Here is a 17,983-nt window from a genome sequence, read left to right as displayed (position 1 = left end):
GTCTTATATTGTGAGGTCGAAATCGGTTTCAACAAGTAAAAATTAAACAAAAGGATGAAACATGAAAAAGCTCTTTAAGAAAAATCAGAAGGTGAATAGTACTGTTTCTGCATACGGCTCTTGCTACTGCTCTTCTTGCTACTGCTTTGTAGCCTACTCCCGTTACAGAACTACTTACTCAGTGCGTAGCTCTGCTACCTACCATTAATTAGTTCAAAGGGTAGCTAAAACGCTGTTCGTCTTAGCTACCCTTTCTTTTGTTTTAAAGCTGATTCTAACTCTTACAGAAGAGCACTCTCTATGCAGAATATTTTGAAAGCAATGGTGCATCCTTTCCGCACACCTCAACAGTGTTATTTGTTTGATGGTAATAGAAATAGCATCGTGAAGGTTTCCAATAGTATTTACTACTTTTTCAAAGATAAAAATGAAGCAGTATTGACTGAAGCTGATAAACAAAGATTGGTGAAGTTGCATTCGGATGGATATCTATGCCAATCCCCAGTCCAACGCATAGAACATCACTATACTACAATACTGAGTGAAATTCTTGAGCGTAGAGTGGAGGGGATTACCCTTCAAGTTACACAGCAATGTAATCTTCGTTGTAAGTATTGCGTATATTCAGGTAACTATCAGAGTAGAGAGCATAGCGGAAAACAGATGTCTTTTGAAATGGCAAAGAAAGGCATAGATTTTGTGCTGGAGCGCTCCGCTGATCTTTCGAGGATTCCAATTGGCTTTTATGGGGGAGAACCTTTGTTAGCCTTTGGTTTGATGAAAAAAATCGTCAGATACGCTAAAGAGAGGGCTGCAGGAAAAGCGTTGTCTTTTAATGTTACAACAAACGGCACTCTTTTTACTGATGAAAATATAGAATTTTTATTAGAAAACGATTTTTCTGTCATGATTAGCCTTGATGGTTCAAAAGATATTCATGACCGAAATAGAGTATTCGCAGCAACAGGCAAGGGTACTTTTGATGCAATCATGGAAGGATTGCAAAAAATAAAAAGAGAGTCCCCCGAATTGTATAGCCGCATTATTTTCAATGCAGTAATTGATCCTACTCAAGGCAACTCTTGTTCGAATAATTTTTTTGTAACAAGTGCAGAGTTAGAAGGTGCTCAAGTTACAGCAAGTCTCCTATCCGTTCAGTACAAAAAAGATGAAATAATAGTTCCAGAAAGCTTCTTTATTGATGAAGAAACCTCAAAATTTTTGCTGTTGCTCTATAAGTTAGGAAAAAATGACGGGGAAAAGATTTCGACAATTTTATTGGAGAAATTTGAACAAATACAGACTCGTATGTATTCCTTGCGCCAGCATTATCAATCACTTCCTTCCATTTCCCACCCCGGAGGGCCATGTGTGCCCGGAGCCACAAAACTTTTTCTTAATGTAGATGGTGAGCTTTATCCGTGTGAAAGGGTAAGTGAAACCTCAAAAAATACCTGTATTGGGCATATTGATAGCGGGTTTGATATTCAGCAAGTTTCAAAACTTTTGAATATCGGTCTGTTAACGCAGAGTGCCTGTAGGCAGTGCTGGGCGTTTGTGCATTGTCACCAGTGTGTTGCTATCGCAGATGATATAGATTCTCTTTCTTCCAAAAAGCGGCTTGAGGAATGTCGCAATGTGAAACACCTGACAGATGAGATGTTACGCGACTACTGCACGTTGCTGGAATATGGATATGTTTTTGAAAATGAAACACCGTCATTGCAGGCTTGGGGGTAGGTAATGAGACAGAAAACACTTGTATATCCTTATGATCGCCAATTTCTTCCAGTACTTCAGTTTGCTGACAAAGTAGAGAAGTACGAATTTTGCTCTCTTGTGTCACCGTCTGGATGGGGATTGAGTGGAAAGGATGCCGGTGCAGCCGGTTTGGCCACTCCTGTGGGAATCATAGTGACGGATGACTTTGAAGCAGCTCTTTCAGAGTGTGAAACCGTATTGGTAGCACAGTCAGATTTGCCGCTATCTAAAGAAGAACATCTGCTTCCTTGTATGAGGCTGGCCATAGAACAAGGAAAACATATTGTCTGCACAGTAGAGTTGACAGACGAAGAGATCCAGATGCTTTCAGAGTTAGCCGATATCAATTCGGTACGCTTTGAGATTGCAAATAAACGGGCTGACCATGTCAGACTGGCAAAGCACGCGGTCGAAAATACTATTGCCCTGCACGATATTCATGCCCCTGTGGTCATGATCTTTGGGTTGATTGAGTTGGTGAGTAAATTTGCAACTCAGCTTGCGTTTGAAGATTATTTAGTCTCACAGGGCTACTCGGTATCGCTCATTACATCCCGTGAGTACGGCGAACTTCTTGGTGCTCATTCTGCACCGGGTTTTATGTTCAGCAAGGAGTTTACTGAAGAGGAAAAGATTATTCTTTTCAATAATTATGTAAAGCAGATAGAGCTTCGAGAGTCTCCTGATGTTATTCTTATAGGTGTTCCCGGGGGGATGTTGCCCACAACAAACCGAATCACAAATCGATTTGGAATAACTGCGTTTGAAATTACTCAAGGGATTACACCGGATGCAAGTATCGTCTGCACCCTTTGTGCTGAATACTCTGCAGAGTACTTTGATAACCTGACCCCGCTGTTGAATGCAAAGTTCAGCATTGAGACTACAGGTTACGTAGTTGACAATATAGCGACAACCTTCTCGGGGCAGGAACAGGATGAGGATCTTCCTATGTTACTCCTTGATGAAGCAGCACTTGCTTCAAGAACGTTCCCTCATGTTGCTACTCCTGTTGTAAGTCGTCTAGAGCGGGAAAAACTATTTACTGACGTTATCGACCAACTGGCCTCATATGCAGATACAATGACATTGTAGCAAACAGGAGATGGTACGCTATGGAAAGTAGATTCCAGAATATTCGAAACGTGATCAATGCATTGTTTGAAGATAAATTTGGTATTGATTTAATTAAAAACGGTTTTGAGAAGGATAATTTTTTTGGAAAGAGCGTGCAGCTATGTGCCAGTGATGTAGTGTACATCTTTTTTGAACTGGAAAAAAAATATTCCATCTCCCTTACTCCAGATATTCAAAGCAAAAAATTTTATACACTCGATGGGCTTTCAGAAATAATCAGAAATAAGCTGCCATAGCAGTGTATTTACATGTGCTTTTAATGATGAATGCAGTGCTGATAGGCATCAGCGGTGTATATGGCACTGCATTCTGGTACTGTTTGGAGATTATTGTATATGTTTATAAAAAATCAAAACAAAATATTTATACAATTACTGAAGTTATTTGTTCCATATAAAAAAAAGATAGCCTGCATTTTATTTTGTCTTTTAATTTTTACTGCTGCGTCAATAAGTTATCCTTTGCTAAATAAGATACTCATTGATGAAGGGGTGATGAAACATAATTTCAATACTGTCGTAATGATTGTTGCGGCTATGTTTGGCGTATTTTTGGTGAGCTCTATAGCGGAGGTATTGAAGGAGTTTTTGCGTGCTGACATTGCATCGGGGGTGCATCAGAGCTTAGTTGAAAATGTTTTTAACAGTTATCTTCTTGTTGATATTGCATACTTTAAAGATAGAAATAGCGCAGAACTGCTGAATGATTTGAATGTTGATATCGGGAATATCAACAAAGTATGTGATAACACTGTGTTCTTTGTAATAACTCAACTGGTCTCGTGCTTAGGAGGAATCGCAGGCTTGTTCATTATTGACTATCGCCTTTCACTGCTTGTTTTTTTGTTTTTTCCTCTCAAGTACTTCACGGTACGTTTTTTTTCTGATCAGCGTGAAAAGAAGATGGGGCAGTTGTTGGAAAAAAACACAGTGTTTGGTCATTGGTTTGGTGATGCCCTTAACGCGATACGAGATGTCAGGTTATTCGGTCTTCAAAAAAAAATGCAACAAGAGGTTGCTGGGCATGTCTTTGGCGTTGCAGACTCTCAACGTCAATTGAATATCTTGCAAAGCATGAATCTGTGTTCAGAAGTTTTTTTGATGCACAGTATGGAAGTCTTGTTACTGCTGGTAGGGGCGTACTTCATTCTTGATAAAACGCTGACTCTTGGCAGCCTGTTTGCTTTTATTAGTTACAGCATGCAAGTGTTGGAACCTATTTCCGCTACGTTGAATCTTAAGTTCATGTTTTCCGGTATCATTCCGTCAGCAACTCGTTATTTTCAATTGTTAGATCACACCAGACAGGCTCAAGAGTTTTCAGGCAGTGCACCGGTAGAACAAATTAACAGTGTTGAATTCAAGAATGTTTCCTTTTCATATGGAGAGAACAGGGTCTTGAATAAGGCTAATTTTGTTGTTCAAAAGGGAGATAAGGTAGCTGTCATAGGAGCAAACGGTTCTGGTAAATCTACACTATTTACGTTGATAGAGCGTTTGGCAGTCCCTGATGAAGGGCAAGTTTTAATTAACGGCATTACTGCTGCATCCTTTGATTTGCAAAAGTATAGAGCTGCCTTTGCTGCTGTAGGGCAAGATAGCTTTTTATTAAACCGTACTGTTGAAGAAAATGTATGCATGGGCAGTTTGTGCGAGGCAAAGAATATAAATGATGCTCTGGCGCGTGCTGGGCTCAGAGACTTAGCTTTTGATGATATTGTTGGAGAGAATGGAAAACAGATATCTAGCGGGCAACGTCAAAAGATTCTTTTTGCTCGGGCGCTACTTCGCAATACTGAATGGTTTTTATTTGATGAGATAACTTCAAATATGGATTCAGAAGCTGCTCGTAATCTGTTTGGGGTACTACATGATGAATTGAAAGATAAAACGGTCATAATGATAGTGCATGATATGAAGTTGCTTACCCATTTTGATTACATACTGGAAGTAGGACGTGATTGTAAGGTTCGGATGCATCAGTCATACGAAGCCACTACTGTGGCCGAAACCGGATCTTTTGTCGCTGCAGGCTAGCGGGCATTGGGATGAAAATAGTGACTGATAGAATTTTTGCATGGCGACCTTGGAAAAGAGCAGTGTTTTCACGCATCGTATTACTTTTAGTATTCATTGTGGGTATTGTGTGCAGTACCTATGGATATTCACAGGAAAGCTACCGCAGTGCCGGTATTCAGTATATCACCGAACCAGCAGTGAGAGGAAGCATAGAGCAGCAAATAGTTTGCACTGGAGAAGTGACTGCGGCTGAGCTGGTAACTGTCGGTGCTCAAGTTTCGGGGCAGATAAAAAAAATCTATGTTGTGTTAGGACAGGCCGTAAGGCGTGGTGACATGCTGGCTGAAATAGATTCGACACCTCAGCGAAACGCACTGGAGATACAAAAGGCAATGCTGGACAAGTATACGGCACAGCTTACAGCCAGTGAGGTGTCCTTAATAGAGGCGAAGCAGAATTATACTCGACAGATTCAACTGCTGAATCAAGATGCGACATCAACCGAGCAATATCAAAAAGCACAGAATGCTGTGGCGCGCGCGCATGCTAAAATAGCTGAGTTGCGTGCTGTAATACGACAAACCCAAATTTCAGTGAAAAAGGCTGAAGATGATGTGGCGTATACAAGGATAACTGCTCCTATTTCCGGAACTGTTGTCTCCATGCCCGTAAAGGCAGGACAAACTGTGAATGCAGCTCAGCAGACTCCGACAATTGTCCAGCTTGCTGATTTAGCGCAGATGGAAATTAAACTAAAAATATCTGAAGCAGACATTGCACGAGTTCGACCGGGAGCGCCTGTGACTGTTTCAACAATATCAGATGCAGAGCCGTTCACCATTGCATATGTGCGTTCAATTGATCCTGCTCCAACAGATGTGAGTGAAACGCAACCGCAAAAAAAAGCTTCGAATGGTAATGCGGTTTATTATTATGCACGGCTGTTTGTTGAAAATATAGATGGAAAGTTGAAGCTTGGTATGACGACAAAACATAGTATCTGTATTGCAACAGTTAATGGTGTCATTAAAGTTCCGCTGGATGCTGTGGCGTACGAAAGAGGTAAAAGCTTTTTGAGAATTCTTGAGAACGGAATTCCTGTAAAAAAGGAAATACAGACTGGGGTAGCAAATGAAATGGTTGTGGAAGTGCTCTCGAATGTTTCTGAAGGGGATGCAATTGTGGTCTCGCAGAGTATTCCTGACGAATCGTTACCCACCCCCTTTTCTTTTTAGTTGCACGTGAGAATCTTATGCCGATCATTTCGTTACGCAACGTGACAAAAGTAGTTGAATCTGGCGGAGAAAAGATTCCTATCTTACAGAATATATCTCTGGATATTGAAGATGGAGAGTTTATTGCTATTATTGGGCAGTCTGGTTCAGGAAAATCATCCTTATTGAATTTATTGGGGTGCCTGGATGTGCCGGATTCTGGTTCGTATCTACTGGGTGACAGGGACATCTTTTCTCTTACTTCAGCTGAGCAAGCTGCAGTGCGGAGCACAAGTTTCGGGTTTATTTTCCAGCAGTACTTATTACTGGATGCATTGTCGGTACAAGACAATGTTTCGTTGCCCGGCGTATACAGCGGAATGCCACGCGCTAAACGGAGAGCACTCAGTAGCGAGCTACTTTCACAGTTAGGGGTGTTAGAAAAAAGCCAGAGTAGTCCTCATGAGCTTTCGGGCGGACAACAACAGCGGGTGTGTATAGCCAGAGCCTTATTCAATGGTGCAAAGATTATTTTGGCTGATGAGCCTACAGGCGCGCTTGATTCAAAAAATGGCGCTCGTGTAATTGAGACACTTCGCTCCTTGAATAAGCAAGGGCGTACAGTGGTTCTGGTTACTCATGATACTGTGCTCGCTCAAAGCGCGGACAGGGTAATACAGATATCAGATGGTAAGATAGTTGAAGAACAAACGCATGCAGAAGCAAGAGAGCGTTCTGCAGCCGGTAGATCTGTTTTTTCTTCAATGGTTCATTGGCGACATTTCGTTTTTGAGGTCTACATGATGGCGCTGCGGGCAATTAAGGCTCATCGGATACGCTCCATATTAACCTGCCTCAGTATTTTGATTGGAATTGCTTCTTTTGTTTTTGTGATGGCTTTAGGAGAGGCGTCAGAGAAGCAAATTGTAGAGGATTTACAAAATCTAGGTAGTAATGTTCTGACAATTTTTCCCGGTGAAGGATTCGGAAGCCTGAAGCATTGGCAGAAGAATTGTTTGACACTTCGGGATTCGCAAAGATTATCTCGACAAAACTATGTCTTGGGCGTCTCACCGGTTATGAAGCAGACTGGCAGGTTGGTCAGTCGTGGGTATGAAGCTGGCGGAGAAATAATCGGTGTTAATACATCCTACTTTGAGGCGCAGAAAATTAATTTAGAAACAGGAAGACTATTTACAGGCAAAGAGGTTGCAGGTTCAGCATCGGTTGTGATTATTGGAGCCGAAGCAAGAAAAGTGCTATTTCCTTTTAATGAAAAAATCGTTGGGCATGTTCTCTTTTTTGCCGGAGTGCCGTTACGCATTATTGGCGTTGCTCAAGAACAGAGAACTCCTTTTCTTGCTTCGGATTCTCTTATGGTTTGGGTTCCGCATTCAACCATGCAGCATAAAATTACAGGAACAGCTCCAATATCATTCATGACCGTGCAGTTGAAACCGGATGTTGCTGCCCAGTCTGCAGAAAAGCAGATAACTTCATTGCTTGTGCGTGCGCATGGTATGAAAAAAGACTTTTTTATTTTTAATTCTGATCAGCTTCAGAAAACAGTGAGGCGCTCAGCCAATACGTTATCTTTATTAATGCAATGCATTTCGTTTGTATCCTTGCTGGTGGGTGGAGTGGGCGTAATGAATATAATGTTTGTATCCGTGGCAGAGCGAACTAGAGAGATCGGGGTTTGTATGGCTCTTGGAGCTCGACGGCAGCAAATATGTATGCAGTTTCTTACCGAGGCGATTATGCTGTGCTTTATCGGTGGTGCTCTGGGAGTTATTTCTGCTTTTGGAGCAAATACGTTGTATGCAACAGTGATGTTGCGCTCACCTTTGACGTATTCTGTGTGGATTATTGCCTGTGCTTTTGCTTGCGCTACGGTCATAGGTTTTATTTCAGGAATAATACCGGCTATCCGAGCGTCCAAATTACAACCGGTTACTGCTTTGCGATATGAATAGCGAATAGCTTTATGTAGATACATACCGATGGGTTCATTATGAGAGTATGACGCCTTGCCATAGTGCAGGGCGTCTTTTTTTATCCTGAATTCTCCTGATTAATATTTTTTTAAGAATGCATCTGTTATCAAGCTTCCTGTTTTCTACTTAATAACCAACAACGCTATGTTAATGCAGGTGCTTATATGCGGTATATACAACAAGTCATTCAATGGATGGCCATACTAACTCTTACTTTTACTCTTTCAGGTTGCAATCAAGCCTCGTCGACAGAAATCGAAAATGTGGAGGCTCCTAAGCCGATTGTTAAAACAAGTACTGTTGCAATGAGCAATTTTGAAGAAACCATTGAGTTGCCGGGACGCGTTTCGGCTCGTCGGGTTGCTCAGGTGCGTGCTCGTGTGTCCGGATTGGTTTTATCGAGAGACTTTCAGGAAGGGCAGGAGGTGACGGCTGGGCAGGCCTTGTTTCATATTGAAGCTGCTGAGTTTAAGGCAGCACTTGTGCAAGCCGAAGCAGAATTGAGTAAGGCCAAAGCAAATTTATTTGATGTAAAGCAGCAAGCAGAGCGGTACCGGTCTCTGTTGAAGACAAAGTCGGTCAGTCGCCAAAAATATGATACTGCGTTTGCCAATTTCAAAACAGCACAAGCAACGTTGCAAGCAGCACAAGCTGCGGTGGATGCTGCCAAGTTGAAATTAAGCTACACCACTGTGACTGCCCCTATCGCTGGCAGGATTGGTCGTGCGTTAGTTACAGAGGGAGCACTCGTTGGGCAGGGTGAAGCAACTCATTTAACAACCATTCAGCAGCTGGACACCATTTACGTCGATATGAGTCAGCCTGTTACAGAGTATCTTGCTCTGAAAGCTATGGTTCAGCAGGCTGAAGATTCAAATTCAAGCTCAGAGCTTACTGTAAGTTTGAAAGAAATTAATTACACAGCACACGGCACGTTACTTTTTTCCGATGTGACAGTGGATAAAGGCACAGGTCAGGTTTCTCTGCGCGGGCTTTTTCAGAATCCAGATCGCATGCTTTTACCGGGAATGTATGTTCGCGTGAAAATTGCAGTAGGTACTGCACTTCAGACCACTTTTTTACCTCAAAGTGCTATTCAACTGGATGCCAGTGGAGCACCATACGTGTTTGTGTTGACCAAAAATCAAACAGTTCAGAAGCGTAGTATAAAAACAGGGCAAATGCGTAGTAACAAATGGCAGGTTCTGGAAGGACTGCAGGAAGGAGAAACGGTTGTTGTCGAAGGCGGAAGCAATCTCCAGTCCGGTATGCAGGTGGTTGTAAAAGAACATGCACAAAACTCTGCCACTCCCTCTTCAAGCGTTAATGCATCTTTGTAAGTTTATTATTTCAGGATAACATATATGTCTCGTTTTTTTATTAATCGCCCGAACTTTGCTTGGGTTATTGCAATTTTTATTGCCATGCTTGGAGTGCTGACCATTCCTAATATGGCGGTAGAAAAGTTTCCTCAGGTGGCACCTCCTCAGTTACAGTTGATGATTACATACCCTGGTGCATCAGCAAAAACGATTAATGACACCGTTGTCAGCCTTATTGAAGAAGAACTTAATGGAGCAAGCAATCTGCTTTATTATGAATCTTCCAGTAACGCGACAGGTGCAGCACAGATAACAGTAACATTTAAGCCGGGAACAGATCCTGAGATGGCTCAGGTTGATGTGCAGAACCGCTTAAAAAAAGCTGAAGCACGTTTGCCGCAAGCTGTGAAAGACCAAGGTGTAACAGTAGAACAGGCCAGCTCTGGTTTTTTAATGATCTACGGTGTTCGGTATAAGAAAGGGGCTGAGAACAGCGACCCTCAAAAACTTGCTGATTTTTTGGCTACTACCGTAAATGATGAAATTCGTCGTGTAGACGGGGTAGGGAAGCTGCAGTTCTTTGCAGCAAAAAGTGCCATGCGCGTGTGGGTGAATCCCCAACAGTTATTGAGCTACGGTCTCTCTATTGTTGACGTAACAACTGCAATTAAGAGTCAAAACGTACAGGTCGCCGCAGGAAGTTTTGGTAGCCGTCCTGCGGTTGATCAGGAGTTTACCGCACCGTTTATTGTTCAGGGAATGCTCAATTCACCAGAAGAATTTGGTAAAATTTTACTGAAAGCAAATCAGGATGGTTCTTCCGTACATCTTGCTGATGTAGCTCGTATTGAAATCGGGCCTGAATCGTACAGCTTTGTATCAAGCATGGACGGTCTGCCAGTTGCGGCAACTGCAGTCCAGTTAGCGTCAGGTGCTAATGCGCTGGGTACGGTACAGGGTGTTAAAAGTAAGCTTCAGGAACTTAGCAGTGTTCTTCCGGCGAACATGGAAATGGTAATTCCGCTGGATACCTCTAAGTTTGTTACTGTTGCCATTGAAAAAGTTATCCACACGTTGTTCGAAGCAATTATCCTTGTTTTTATTGTTATCTTCCTTTTTTTGCAGAACATTCGTTATACGATTATCCCGACGCTTGTCGTTCCTGTATGTATTCTGGGAACCTTTGGGGTAATGTCGTTTCTGGGATTTTCTGTAAACATGATGACCATGTTCGGAATGGTGCTGGCAATCGGCATTCTAGTTGATGATGCTATTGTCGTCGTTGAAAACGTAGAACGAATAATGGAAGAGACCGGGCTTCCTCCGCGAGAAGCGACAATCAAGGCAATGCAGCAAATATCCGGTGCAATTGTTGGTATTACAGCAGTATTATCTGCTGTATTTTTGCCACTTGCGTTTATGGGTGGTTCTGTAGGGATTATTTATCGGCAATTTGCTGTTTCCATCGCCGTATCAATTCTTTTTTCAGGATTTCTTGCGCTGACAATGACGCCTGCTTTATGTGCAACAATCTTGAAGCCGGTGGAAAAAGGTTCACGTGAGCAGAAAAAAGGATTTTTTAACTGGTTTAATAATCGGTTCAGTAAGCTTGAAAATAACTATCAAAATGTAACGACATCAGTCACAAAGCGTACTTGGCGCTACATGGCTATTTATGCGGGGCTGATAGCAATCCTTGGGTATTCGTACATGCAGCTTCCGGCATCTTTTGTGCCAGAAGAAGATCAGGGAAACTTTGTTGTAAGCGTTCAGCTTCCAGCCGGGGCAACCTATTTACGAACAGATTCATTGATACAAAAGATACACAATTACTTTGGAACAGTACCTGCGGTGAAGGGCGCAATGTCTGTTATCGGATTTAGTTTTTCCGGTGAAGGTGAAAACGCAGCAATGCTTATGCCTGCTATGAAAGACTGGTCTGTACGTGGTGAAGGGGAATCTGTTCAGGATGTGGTGGGCAAGTTTAATGCAGCATTCTCGGACACAACTGATGGGAGCGTATTTGCTGTAGCGCCTGCGCCAATCGATGGGCTCGGAGAAACAGGCGGCTTTGCGTTCCGCTTGCAGAATAAAGGAAAGTTGAGTCGAGATAAGTTCAATGAACTTGCAGCGCTCTTCATTAGCAAGGTAAACAGTTCCCCTGCCATTGCGTATGCGATGATTGATGGTATGCCGGATGGCCCTCAGCTTGTGATTGATATTGACCGTGAAAAAGCTGAAGCCCTCGGGGTTAGCTTTGACTCTGTCAACAGCGTTATCTCAGCATACTATGGATCAAGTATGGTGACGGATTATGTGAGTGCCGGACGCTTACAACGAGTTATTGTGCAAGCAGATGGAAAAAGCCGTAAAAGTCCTGATGAATTAGTTCGCGTATATGTTCCTAATGCCAAAGGTGATCAGGTTCCGCTTACATCGATTGTGAACTTGAAATGGAAGGTAGGGCCTGCCCAGCTTGTCCGGTATAATGGGTATAATGCGCTTAAAATAACCGGAGGAGCTGCGCCGGGGCATAGTTCCGGTGAAGTCATGGCAGAACTCGAACGAATTGTTGATACTCTCCCGGGATCTGTCGGGTATGAATGGACAGGACTTTCATATCAGGAAAAAGCAGCAGGAGCTCAGGCTCCTTTGTTATTTAGCTTGGCGCTTGCAGTGGTGTTTCTACTTCTTGTTGCGCTCTATGAAAGTTGGTCTATTCCACTTTCAGTAATGCTGATTGTGCCGTTGGGTGCGTTAGGCGCTGTTGTTGCCTCCTTAGGTTTGAATATGTCTAACGATGTGTTTTTTAAAGTTGGACTGATTACAATCATCGGGCTTGCTGCAAAAAACGCAGTGCTAATTGTTGAGGTGGCAAAGAGCTATTACGAGGAGGGTGATTCTCCGCGAGAAGCTGCAATTAAAAGTGCACGACTGCGTTTTCGTCCTATTGTAATGACTTCTCTGGCGTTTATTCTTGGCGTTATTCCGCTGGCAGTTGCTCATGGTGCAGGGGCAGCCAGCCAGCGGGCATTAGGTGTGGGAGTTATTGGAGGAATGTTGAGTGCTACAACGCTTGGTATACTCCTTACGCCTGTATTTTTTGTGTGGGTCTTATCGTTAAAGCGCAAGAAAAAAGACTCTGACCTTAAATGATAGTTCTGGTGAAGGCAGGGGGATCCCTGCCTTCATCAATCTTTAATACGAGAATATGATGGGTATAAGTATACTGTTAATTGAGGACGACTTAGATCTGGCTCAGTCATTGATTGACCATCTTCAGCTAGACGGCATTGTATGTGATTACGCATCGAATGGTGAACAAGGCCTCATGCTTGCCAGAGAGAATGAGTACGATGTGCTGGTGCTGGATGTAATGTTGCCGGAGCTTGATGGCTATGGTGTCTGCTCTGCTCTTCGACAGGACGGAGTTGATACTCCGGTGCTTATGCTCACCGCGCTGGACGGAATAGAAGATAAGGTCTCGGGATTTAATGCCGGTACAGACGATTATCTTGCGAAACCATTTTTTATGGAAGAGTTGATGCTGCGCATAAAGGCATTGGCAAAACGACGAAGTGGACAGGTACAAAAAATGACTGTCGGGGAGCTCTCCATTGATACAAGTGTGAGAAAAGCTTGGCGTGATGGTCAGGAGTTGGAGCTTACCCCTAAAGAATGGGCACTGTTGCTTTGTCTTGTAGAAGAAAGTCCGAAGCCTGTTTCAAGAGAAAAACTTATTCGTGTTGTGTGGGGAGAAGATATTCCAGACAGTAATAGCCTGAATGTCTATATGCATAAGTTGCGGCAAAAACTTGATAAAGGGTATGCTCACAAACTTATCCACACAATTACAGGTGTTGGCTTTGCATTAAGAGAGCCTGGCGATGGCTAAAAAAAGTCTTAGAAAAACGATCATCATTTTTTTTGCTGTAATTACTTTTCTACTAGTGTGTTGTTATACCGTTTTGCTTCAGCACTTTTTTATCCGCGGGCTCGACCTCAATACAGAAGTTCAGCTTGCTGTAGAAGCATACAGGTACAACGAGAAATATAAAAAACAATCAGATATTCCGCTTCCAAGTAATTCAAACTTATCTGCATATACCGAGTATGAGCAGCTTCCAGAAAAAATTAAGAAAAAGATTGCAGGGAAAGCTGTAGTAGAGGGCCGATATATAACGATAAATGATGAAGAGTATGAATATCACAAATTGTACCCGTTTCTGCGTGCAGATGGAAAAATTGTATATTTTTTATTTTCGGAGCGATTTGACGATGTAAAGTCGCTACCAACTATGAAGCAGTTCGATATGTACTTTTTATACACCCCGCTTCTTTTGGGTGGGGCGTGCATATTGCTGATTCTTTCCTCTGCTTGGTTTATGTTGCGGCGGGTTGCTCGACCTGTTGAAAAATTATCAAACTGGGCGGTTCAGATAAAACCTGATTCTTTAGAAAAGAAACCGGAAAGTTTTATTTATGAGGAACTTGATACGCTGGCAGGGCTTTTCCATGAAGGTATGCAACGGTTGAATGATTCCGCAAAACGAGAACAGCAGTTCCAAAAGTTTGCAAGTCATGAATTACGTACCCCAGTTGCTGTTATGTTGAATAACGTTGAGTTGCTTCAACGGCTTGGAATCGAACAGAATGCGTTGCTTAATCCTCCGTTTTTGCGAATGAAAAAAGCAACCTACAAAATGCATCATATGAGTAATTTATTACTATGGCTTTGCAGGGACGATGCTGCGCCATTACCTGTGAGTGCAGTCCATCTGCATGTACTGCTTCATGATGCCATTAACGAGAATTTATATTTAACCAATGGGAAAGAGATTTCAATTCATACAAAAATCAATGAGGTGACAGTGCAAGCACCTCAGATTGCATTGCAGATATTGATAAGCAACCTGATTAGAAATGCATTTCAGCATACGCATCAGGGAGGGGTATGTATTGAGACTGTTGATAATGGAGTAATGATCACAAATGACCAAAAGCAGGGAGATAATTCTATAAAAAAAGATAGCTTTGGCTTTGGGCTGGAGCTGTCCAAACAACTTGCCCGCAAGATAGGATGTGAGCTGACGTTGTTACCTAAGCCCACAACATATACGGTACTTGTTTATTTCAAGGACAGTTAATACCGCTACACACATAAAAGACCATTCATGATAATTTGCTGTATGAGTTGTTTTTATACCAGTCAGGAAACATAGTTGTATTAAGTATCAATGACCAATGTCGTTTGGCTGACCACCGATGACCAACCGGACTTATGCAAGAAAAATATTGCCGCGAGCAATAACAGCATATGAGATAATACCCGACGAGTGGGGCATACAGTATAAGGCGTAGTTATGCGTCTTGGTATAAAAACAGGCACTGAAGAGTATGCTTTTCAGTGCCTGTTTTTATAACCGAAGTGAAAATGTCAAAAAGAGCATGCCCGAAAGGTAGAGATAGTAAAACTGTTTGAACTGGAACAGCTACCTTAATTTATTGAGGGTGTTTTTTAGGGTGACAGTAAAATACTATGCATACGAGGCCGCTAAGAGCTTGTATCCTGTCAGGCTGTTAAGTTTTTTGCAGAGCAAGGGGGCCGAAGCAGGTGGGAGATGATTTTCTGCCAAACCTGCTTTTGCACAATTCTATGCTTGCGTTAAGTTGAGAACTGATTACATACTGCTACTGGCTACACTTAATGATAACTAGTTACTAATAGTGCAAAGCACGTATGAGATAGCAAATGACCAAAGATAACGTGATTCATATTGAAGGTGCCCGTCAGCATAACCTTAAAGACCTGACTCTTGATATTCCAAGAGACGAGCTTGTTGTTGTGTGCGGTCCTTCCGGTTCCGGTAAATCTACTCTTGCGTTTGACCTTGTCTACGCGGAAGGGCAGCGCAGGTACGTAGAATCCTTATCTGCTTATGCGCGTCAGTTTCTGCCGCAGATGGATAAGCCGGATGTTGATAAAATCGAGGGGCTTTCACCTGCGATTTCTCTGGAGCAGACTGCATCCACACGCAACCCGCGTTCGACAGTAGGTACTGTTACAGAAATTTATGACTTTTTGCGTGTATTCTATGCTCGTCTTGGCACTATGTACTGTCCTAAGTGTAATAAGCCGATTGCTGCACGTGCTGCAGATGAGATTATTAATGAGATACTGGAGCTTGAAGCAGGAACAAAATTCATGGTGCTTGCTCCGCTTGTAGAGCATCAGAAAGGGACGCATGCTGACAGATTTAAAAAACTGAAAGCGCAAGGTTTTGTCCGTGTTCGAATTAACGGAGAAATGCACACCATCGATGATGCTCCGGCATTGGAAAAAAACAAGAAGCACACCATTGACCTTGTTATTGACCGTCTTGTTATTAAAGAAGGTCTGCGCGGGCGCTTGGCAGACTCTGTTGAGCTTGCGCTGAAATATGGGGAAGGGCGTCTTGTCGTCTCTGTCGTAGGCGGGGAAGATACGATTCTTTCAACCGAGTCTGTTTGTCCTACCTGTAAAATAAGCCTGCCGCGTCTCTCGCCACAGCTTTTTTCATTTAACAGTCCACAGGGAGCATGCTCCCGCTGTTCCGGTATCGGCTCTGTAGATTATTTTGAGCCTAATTTGCTTGCCCCGAACAAAGGGCTGTCGCTTAAATCCGGCGGGTTACTCCCATGGAAAAATCCTAAGGTTATGGAGCGATATGCTGATGAGTTAAAGGCGCTGGGCAAAAAGAACGGTTTTACATTGGATACTCCTTTTTCTGAGTTTTCTGCGAAAGCATGGAAAGCTCTGTTTCAAGGACAGGGAGATTGGCCGGGGGTTGTATCATTGCTTGAACGCGGCATGCAGTTTGGTCATGCATGGCGCGATGAACTTTCACGGTACAGACAAAGTCATCCGTGTCCTGTCTGTGACGGCGCACGACTGAAAAAAGAGTCGCTTTCAGTCCGTGTGGGTGAACATTCTATTTATGGTTTCTGTTCTCTTTCTATTTGGCGCGCTCTTGAGTGGTTGCAACAGCAGAGTTTCTCAGAATCACAGATGGTTGTGGCAGAACCCCTATTGAAAGAGCTCACCCATCGCCTTGGATTTATGGTGAACGTAGGGCTGGATTACATTTCCCTTAGCCGTAACATGTCTACCCTTTCCGGTGGTGAAGCGCAGCGTATCCGCTTGGCTTCGCAGCTTGGTTCCGGCCTTGTCGGAGTAACATACGTACTTGATGAGCCGTCCATTGGATTGCATCCAAAGGACAATGTACGTCTCATTAATACACTGCGCAGTCTTCAGAAACGCGGCAATACAGTTCTGGTTGTTGAACATGATGAAGCAACCATGCGTGAAGCAGATACGCTGATCGAGCTCGGGCCTGGTTCCGGCATGCTTGGCGGTGAAATAATGTTCAACGGTTCTGTAGATAAAATGCTTGGAGAGGCAGATACGCTGACTGCTAAGTACCTGCGTGGTGAGATGGTCATCGATATACCTGAAGAGCGAAGAGTTGCTGAACGTGACCTTGTCTTGCAGGGCGTGTCTACTAACAACCTGCAAAATCTTGATGTAACGTTTCCGCTTGGAACGTTGACCTGTGTAACCGGACCTTCCGGTTCCGGTAAAAGTTCCCTTGTTGTTGATTCGTTGTATAAACACATTGCGCTTTCTAAATCTATAAAGGTCGATAACCCGGGACAGATTAAAGGGATTAAAGGAATGGATGCGATTGAGCGAATCGTTTCTATTGATCAGACCCCTATTGGGCGTACCCCGCGTTCCAACCCTGCTACCTATACGAAAATTTTTGATGAAATTCGTAATATTTTTGCCATGACACCGGATGCCAAAAAACGCGGATACAAACCGGGGCGTTTCAGTTTTAACGTTCGTGGCGGACGATGCGAGGCATGTAGCGGTGACGGGCAGATTCGTGTTGAAATGCATTTCCTTCCAGACGTGTATGTTACTTGCGATGTTTGTGGTGGTAAGCGTTACAGCCATGAGACATTGGAAGTAAAATATAAAGATAAGAATATTGCAGACGTATTGAGCATGACTGTACGTCAGGCAAAAGCATTCTTTGAAAATCACCCGACATTGAAACGTCGTCTATCCGTGCTTGAGGACGTAGGGCTTGAATACATTCGACTTGGGCAGCCTGCGACAACCCTTTCTGGCGGTGAAGCACAGCGTATTAAAATTTCACGTGAGCTTGGTAAGCGAAATCTTCCGGGAACCCTCTATATCCTTGATGAACCGACAACCGGTTTGCATATGCATGAAGTTGGAAAACTTATCAGAGTGTTGCAGAAGTTGGTTGATAAAGGGGCAACTGTTATTGTTATTGAACATAATACCGATGTTATTATGGCTGCCGACCATGTTATCGATCTTGGTCCCGGTGGTGGTGAAAATGGCGGTTGTGTTGTTTCTGCGGGGACTCCTGAGGAAATTATCAACGACAGTAACTCTGTCACCGGTGCATATTTAGTTGCAGAGCAGGCAGTTAGGAAGAGTTCATAGTTGCTATTTC

The 17,983-nt window shown here is 43.1% G+C and carries 12 protein-coding genes; all 12 read left to right on the top strand.

The genetic code is table 11. The features are described from left to right. The first annotated feature begins 61 nt into the window (after window positions 1-61). The 12 genes from SP90_RS16950 (at window position 62) to uvrA (ending at window position 17,973) form a co-directional block, all read left to right on the top strand. Window positions 62-208 carry a CLI_3235 family bacteriocin precursor gene (locus tag SP90_RS16950; RefSeq protein WP_407920033.1) on the top strand — a complete coding sequence of 49 codons (147 nt, stop codon included), beginning with the start codon at window positions 62-64 and terminating at the stop codon, window positions 206-208. A 92-nt stretch (window positions 209-300) separates the two neighbouring features. Continuing rightward, entirely contained in the window at window positions 301-1,740 is a 1,440-nt protein-coding gene (gene ccpM, locus SP90_RS06335; protein ID WP_082936324.1) for a Cys-rich peptide radical SAM maturase CcpM, read from the top strand. A gap of 3 nt (window positions 1,741-1,743) precedes the next feature. Further along, window positions 1,744-2,856, top strand: coding sequence for a TIGR04066 family peptide maturation system protein (locus SP90_RS06330; protein WP_066853722.1), 1,113 nt, complete (start codon window positions 1,744-1,746; stop codon window positions 2,854-2,856). Window positions 2,857-2,876: 20 nt separating this feature from the next. Beyond that, a complete protein-coding gene (locus tag SP90_RS06325; RefSeq protein ID WP_066853720.1) occupies window positions 2,877-3,134 on the top strand; it encodes a hypothetical protein in 258 nt (85 codons plus the stop codon). A 99-nt stretch (window positions 3,135-3,233) separates the two neighbouring features. Continuing rightward, window positions 3,234-4,934 carry an ABC transporter ATP-binding protein gene (locus SP90_RS06320; RefSeq protein WP_066853718.1) on the top strand — a complete coding sequence of 567 codons (1,701 nt, stop codon included), beginning with the start codon at window positions 3,234-3,236 and terminating at the stop codon, window positions 4,932-4,934. Between the two features lie 20 nt (window positions 4,935-4,954). Beyond that, entirely contained in the window at window positions 4,955-6,151 is a 1,197-nt protein-coding gene (locus tag SP90_RS06315) for an efflux RND transporter periplasmic adaptor subunit (RefSeq protein ID WP_197498768.1), read from the top strand. Window positions 6,152-6,168: 17 nt separating this feature from the next. Further along, window positions 6,169-8,106 carry an ABC transporter permease gene (locus SP90_RS06310; protein WP_066853716.1) on the top strand — a complete coding sequence of 646 codons (1,938 nt, stop codon included), beginning with the start codon at window positions 6,169-6,171 and terminating at the stop codon, window positions 8,104-8,106. 185 nt (window positions 8,107-8,291) lie between these two features. After that, complete coding sequence (locus SP90_RS06305; protein ID WP_082936321.1) at window positions 8,292-9,467, top strand: efflux RND transporter periplasmic adaptor subunit; 1,176 nt, start codon at window positions 8,292-8,294, stop codon at window positions 9,465-9,467. 24 nt (window positions 9,468-9,491) lie between these two features. Beyond that, window positions 9,492-12,605: a multidrug efflux RND transporter permease subunit gene (locus tag SP90_RS06300; RefSeq protein ID WP_066853712.1), complete on the top strand. Its 3,114-nt coding sequence runs from the start codon at window positions 9,492-9,494 to the stop codon at window positions 12,603-12,605. A gap of 58 nt (window positions 12,606-12,663) precedes the next feature. Then, complete coding sequence (locus SP90_RS06295) at window positions 12,664-13,344, top strand: response regulator transcription factor (RefSeq protein WP_066853710.1); 681 nt, start codon at window positions 12,664-12,666, stop codon at window positions 13,342-13,344. Beyond that, the gene (locus SP90_RS06290; protein WP_066853708.1) at window positions 13,337-14,596 is read left to right on the top strand and encodes a sensor histidine kinase; all 1,260 of its coding nucleotides are present in this window, start codon (window positions 13,337-13,339) and stop codon (window positions 14,594-14,596) included. Before SP90_RS06295 ends, SP90_RS06290 begins: the two co-directional genes overlap by 8 nt. Before the next feature lie 605 nt (window positions 14,597-15,201). Next, the gene (gene uvrA / locus SP90_RS06285; protein ID WP_066853706.1) at window positions 15,202-17,973 is read left to right on the top strand and encodes an excinuclease ABC subunit UvrA; all 2,772 of its coding nucleotides are present in this window, start codon (window positions 15,202-15,204) and stop codon (window positions 17,971-17,973) included. The last annotated feature ends 10 nt before the right edge of the window (window positions 17,974-17,983 follow it).

The organism is Halodesulfovibrio spirochaetisodalis (assembly GCF_001672295.1).
In the GTDB taxonomy this organism is placed as follows: Bacteria; Desulfobacterota; Desulfovibrionia; order Desulfovibrionales; family Desulfovibrionaceae; genus Halodesulfovibrio; species Halodesulfovibrio spirochaetisodalis.
This window is presented reverse-complemented; position numbering and strand designations above follow the sequence as displayed.

What these genes read in the sequence shown, in the direction of transcription:
- SP90_RS16950 (WP_407920033.1), top strand. Translation starts at nt 62, where the DNA reads ATGAAAAAGCTCTTTAAGAAAAATCAGAAGGTGAATAGTACTGTTTCT.
- ccpM (WP_082936324.1), top strand. Translation starts at nt 301, where the DNA reads ATGCAGAATATTTTGAAAGCAATGGTGCATCCTTTCCGCACACCTCAA.
- SP90_RS06330 (WP_066853722.1), top strand. Translation starts at nt 1,744, where the DNA reads ATGAGACAGAAAACACTTGTATATCCTTATGATCGCCAATTTCTTCCA.
- SP90_RS06325 (WP_066853720.1), top strand. Translation starts at nt 2,877, where the DNA reads ATGGAAAGTAGATTCCAGAATATTCGAAACGTGATCAATGCATTGTTT.
- SP90_RS06320 (WP_066853718.1), top strand. Translation starts at nt 3,234, where the DNA reads ATGTTTATAAAAAATCAAAACAAAATATTTATACAATTACTGAAGTTA.
- SP90_RS06310 (WP_066853716.1), top strand. Translation starts at nt 6,169, where the DNA reads ATGCCGATCATTTCGTTACGCAACGTGACAAAAGTAGTTGAATCTGGC.
- SP90_RS06305 (WP_082936321.1), top strand. Translation starts at nt 8,292, where the DNA reads ATGCGGTATATACAACAAGTCATTCAATGGATGGCCATACTAACTCTT.
- SP90_RS06300 (WP_066853712.1), top strand. Translation starts at nt 9,492, where the DNA reads ATGTCTCGTTTTTTTATTAATCGCCCGAACTTTGCTTGGGTTATTGCA.
- SP90_RS06295 (WP_066853710.1), top strand. Translation starts at nt 12,664, where the DNA reads ATGGGTATAAGTATACTGTTAATTGAGGACGACTTAGATCTGGCTCAG.
- SP90_RS06290 (WP_066853708.1), top strand. Translation starts at nt 13,337, where the DNA reads ATGGCTAAAAAAAGTCTTAGAAAAACGATCATCATTTTTTTTGCTGTA.
- uvrA (WP_066853706.1), top strand. Translation starts at nt 15,202, where the DNA reads ATGACCAAAGATAACGTGATTCATATTGAAGGTGCCCGTCAGCATAAC.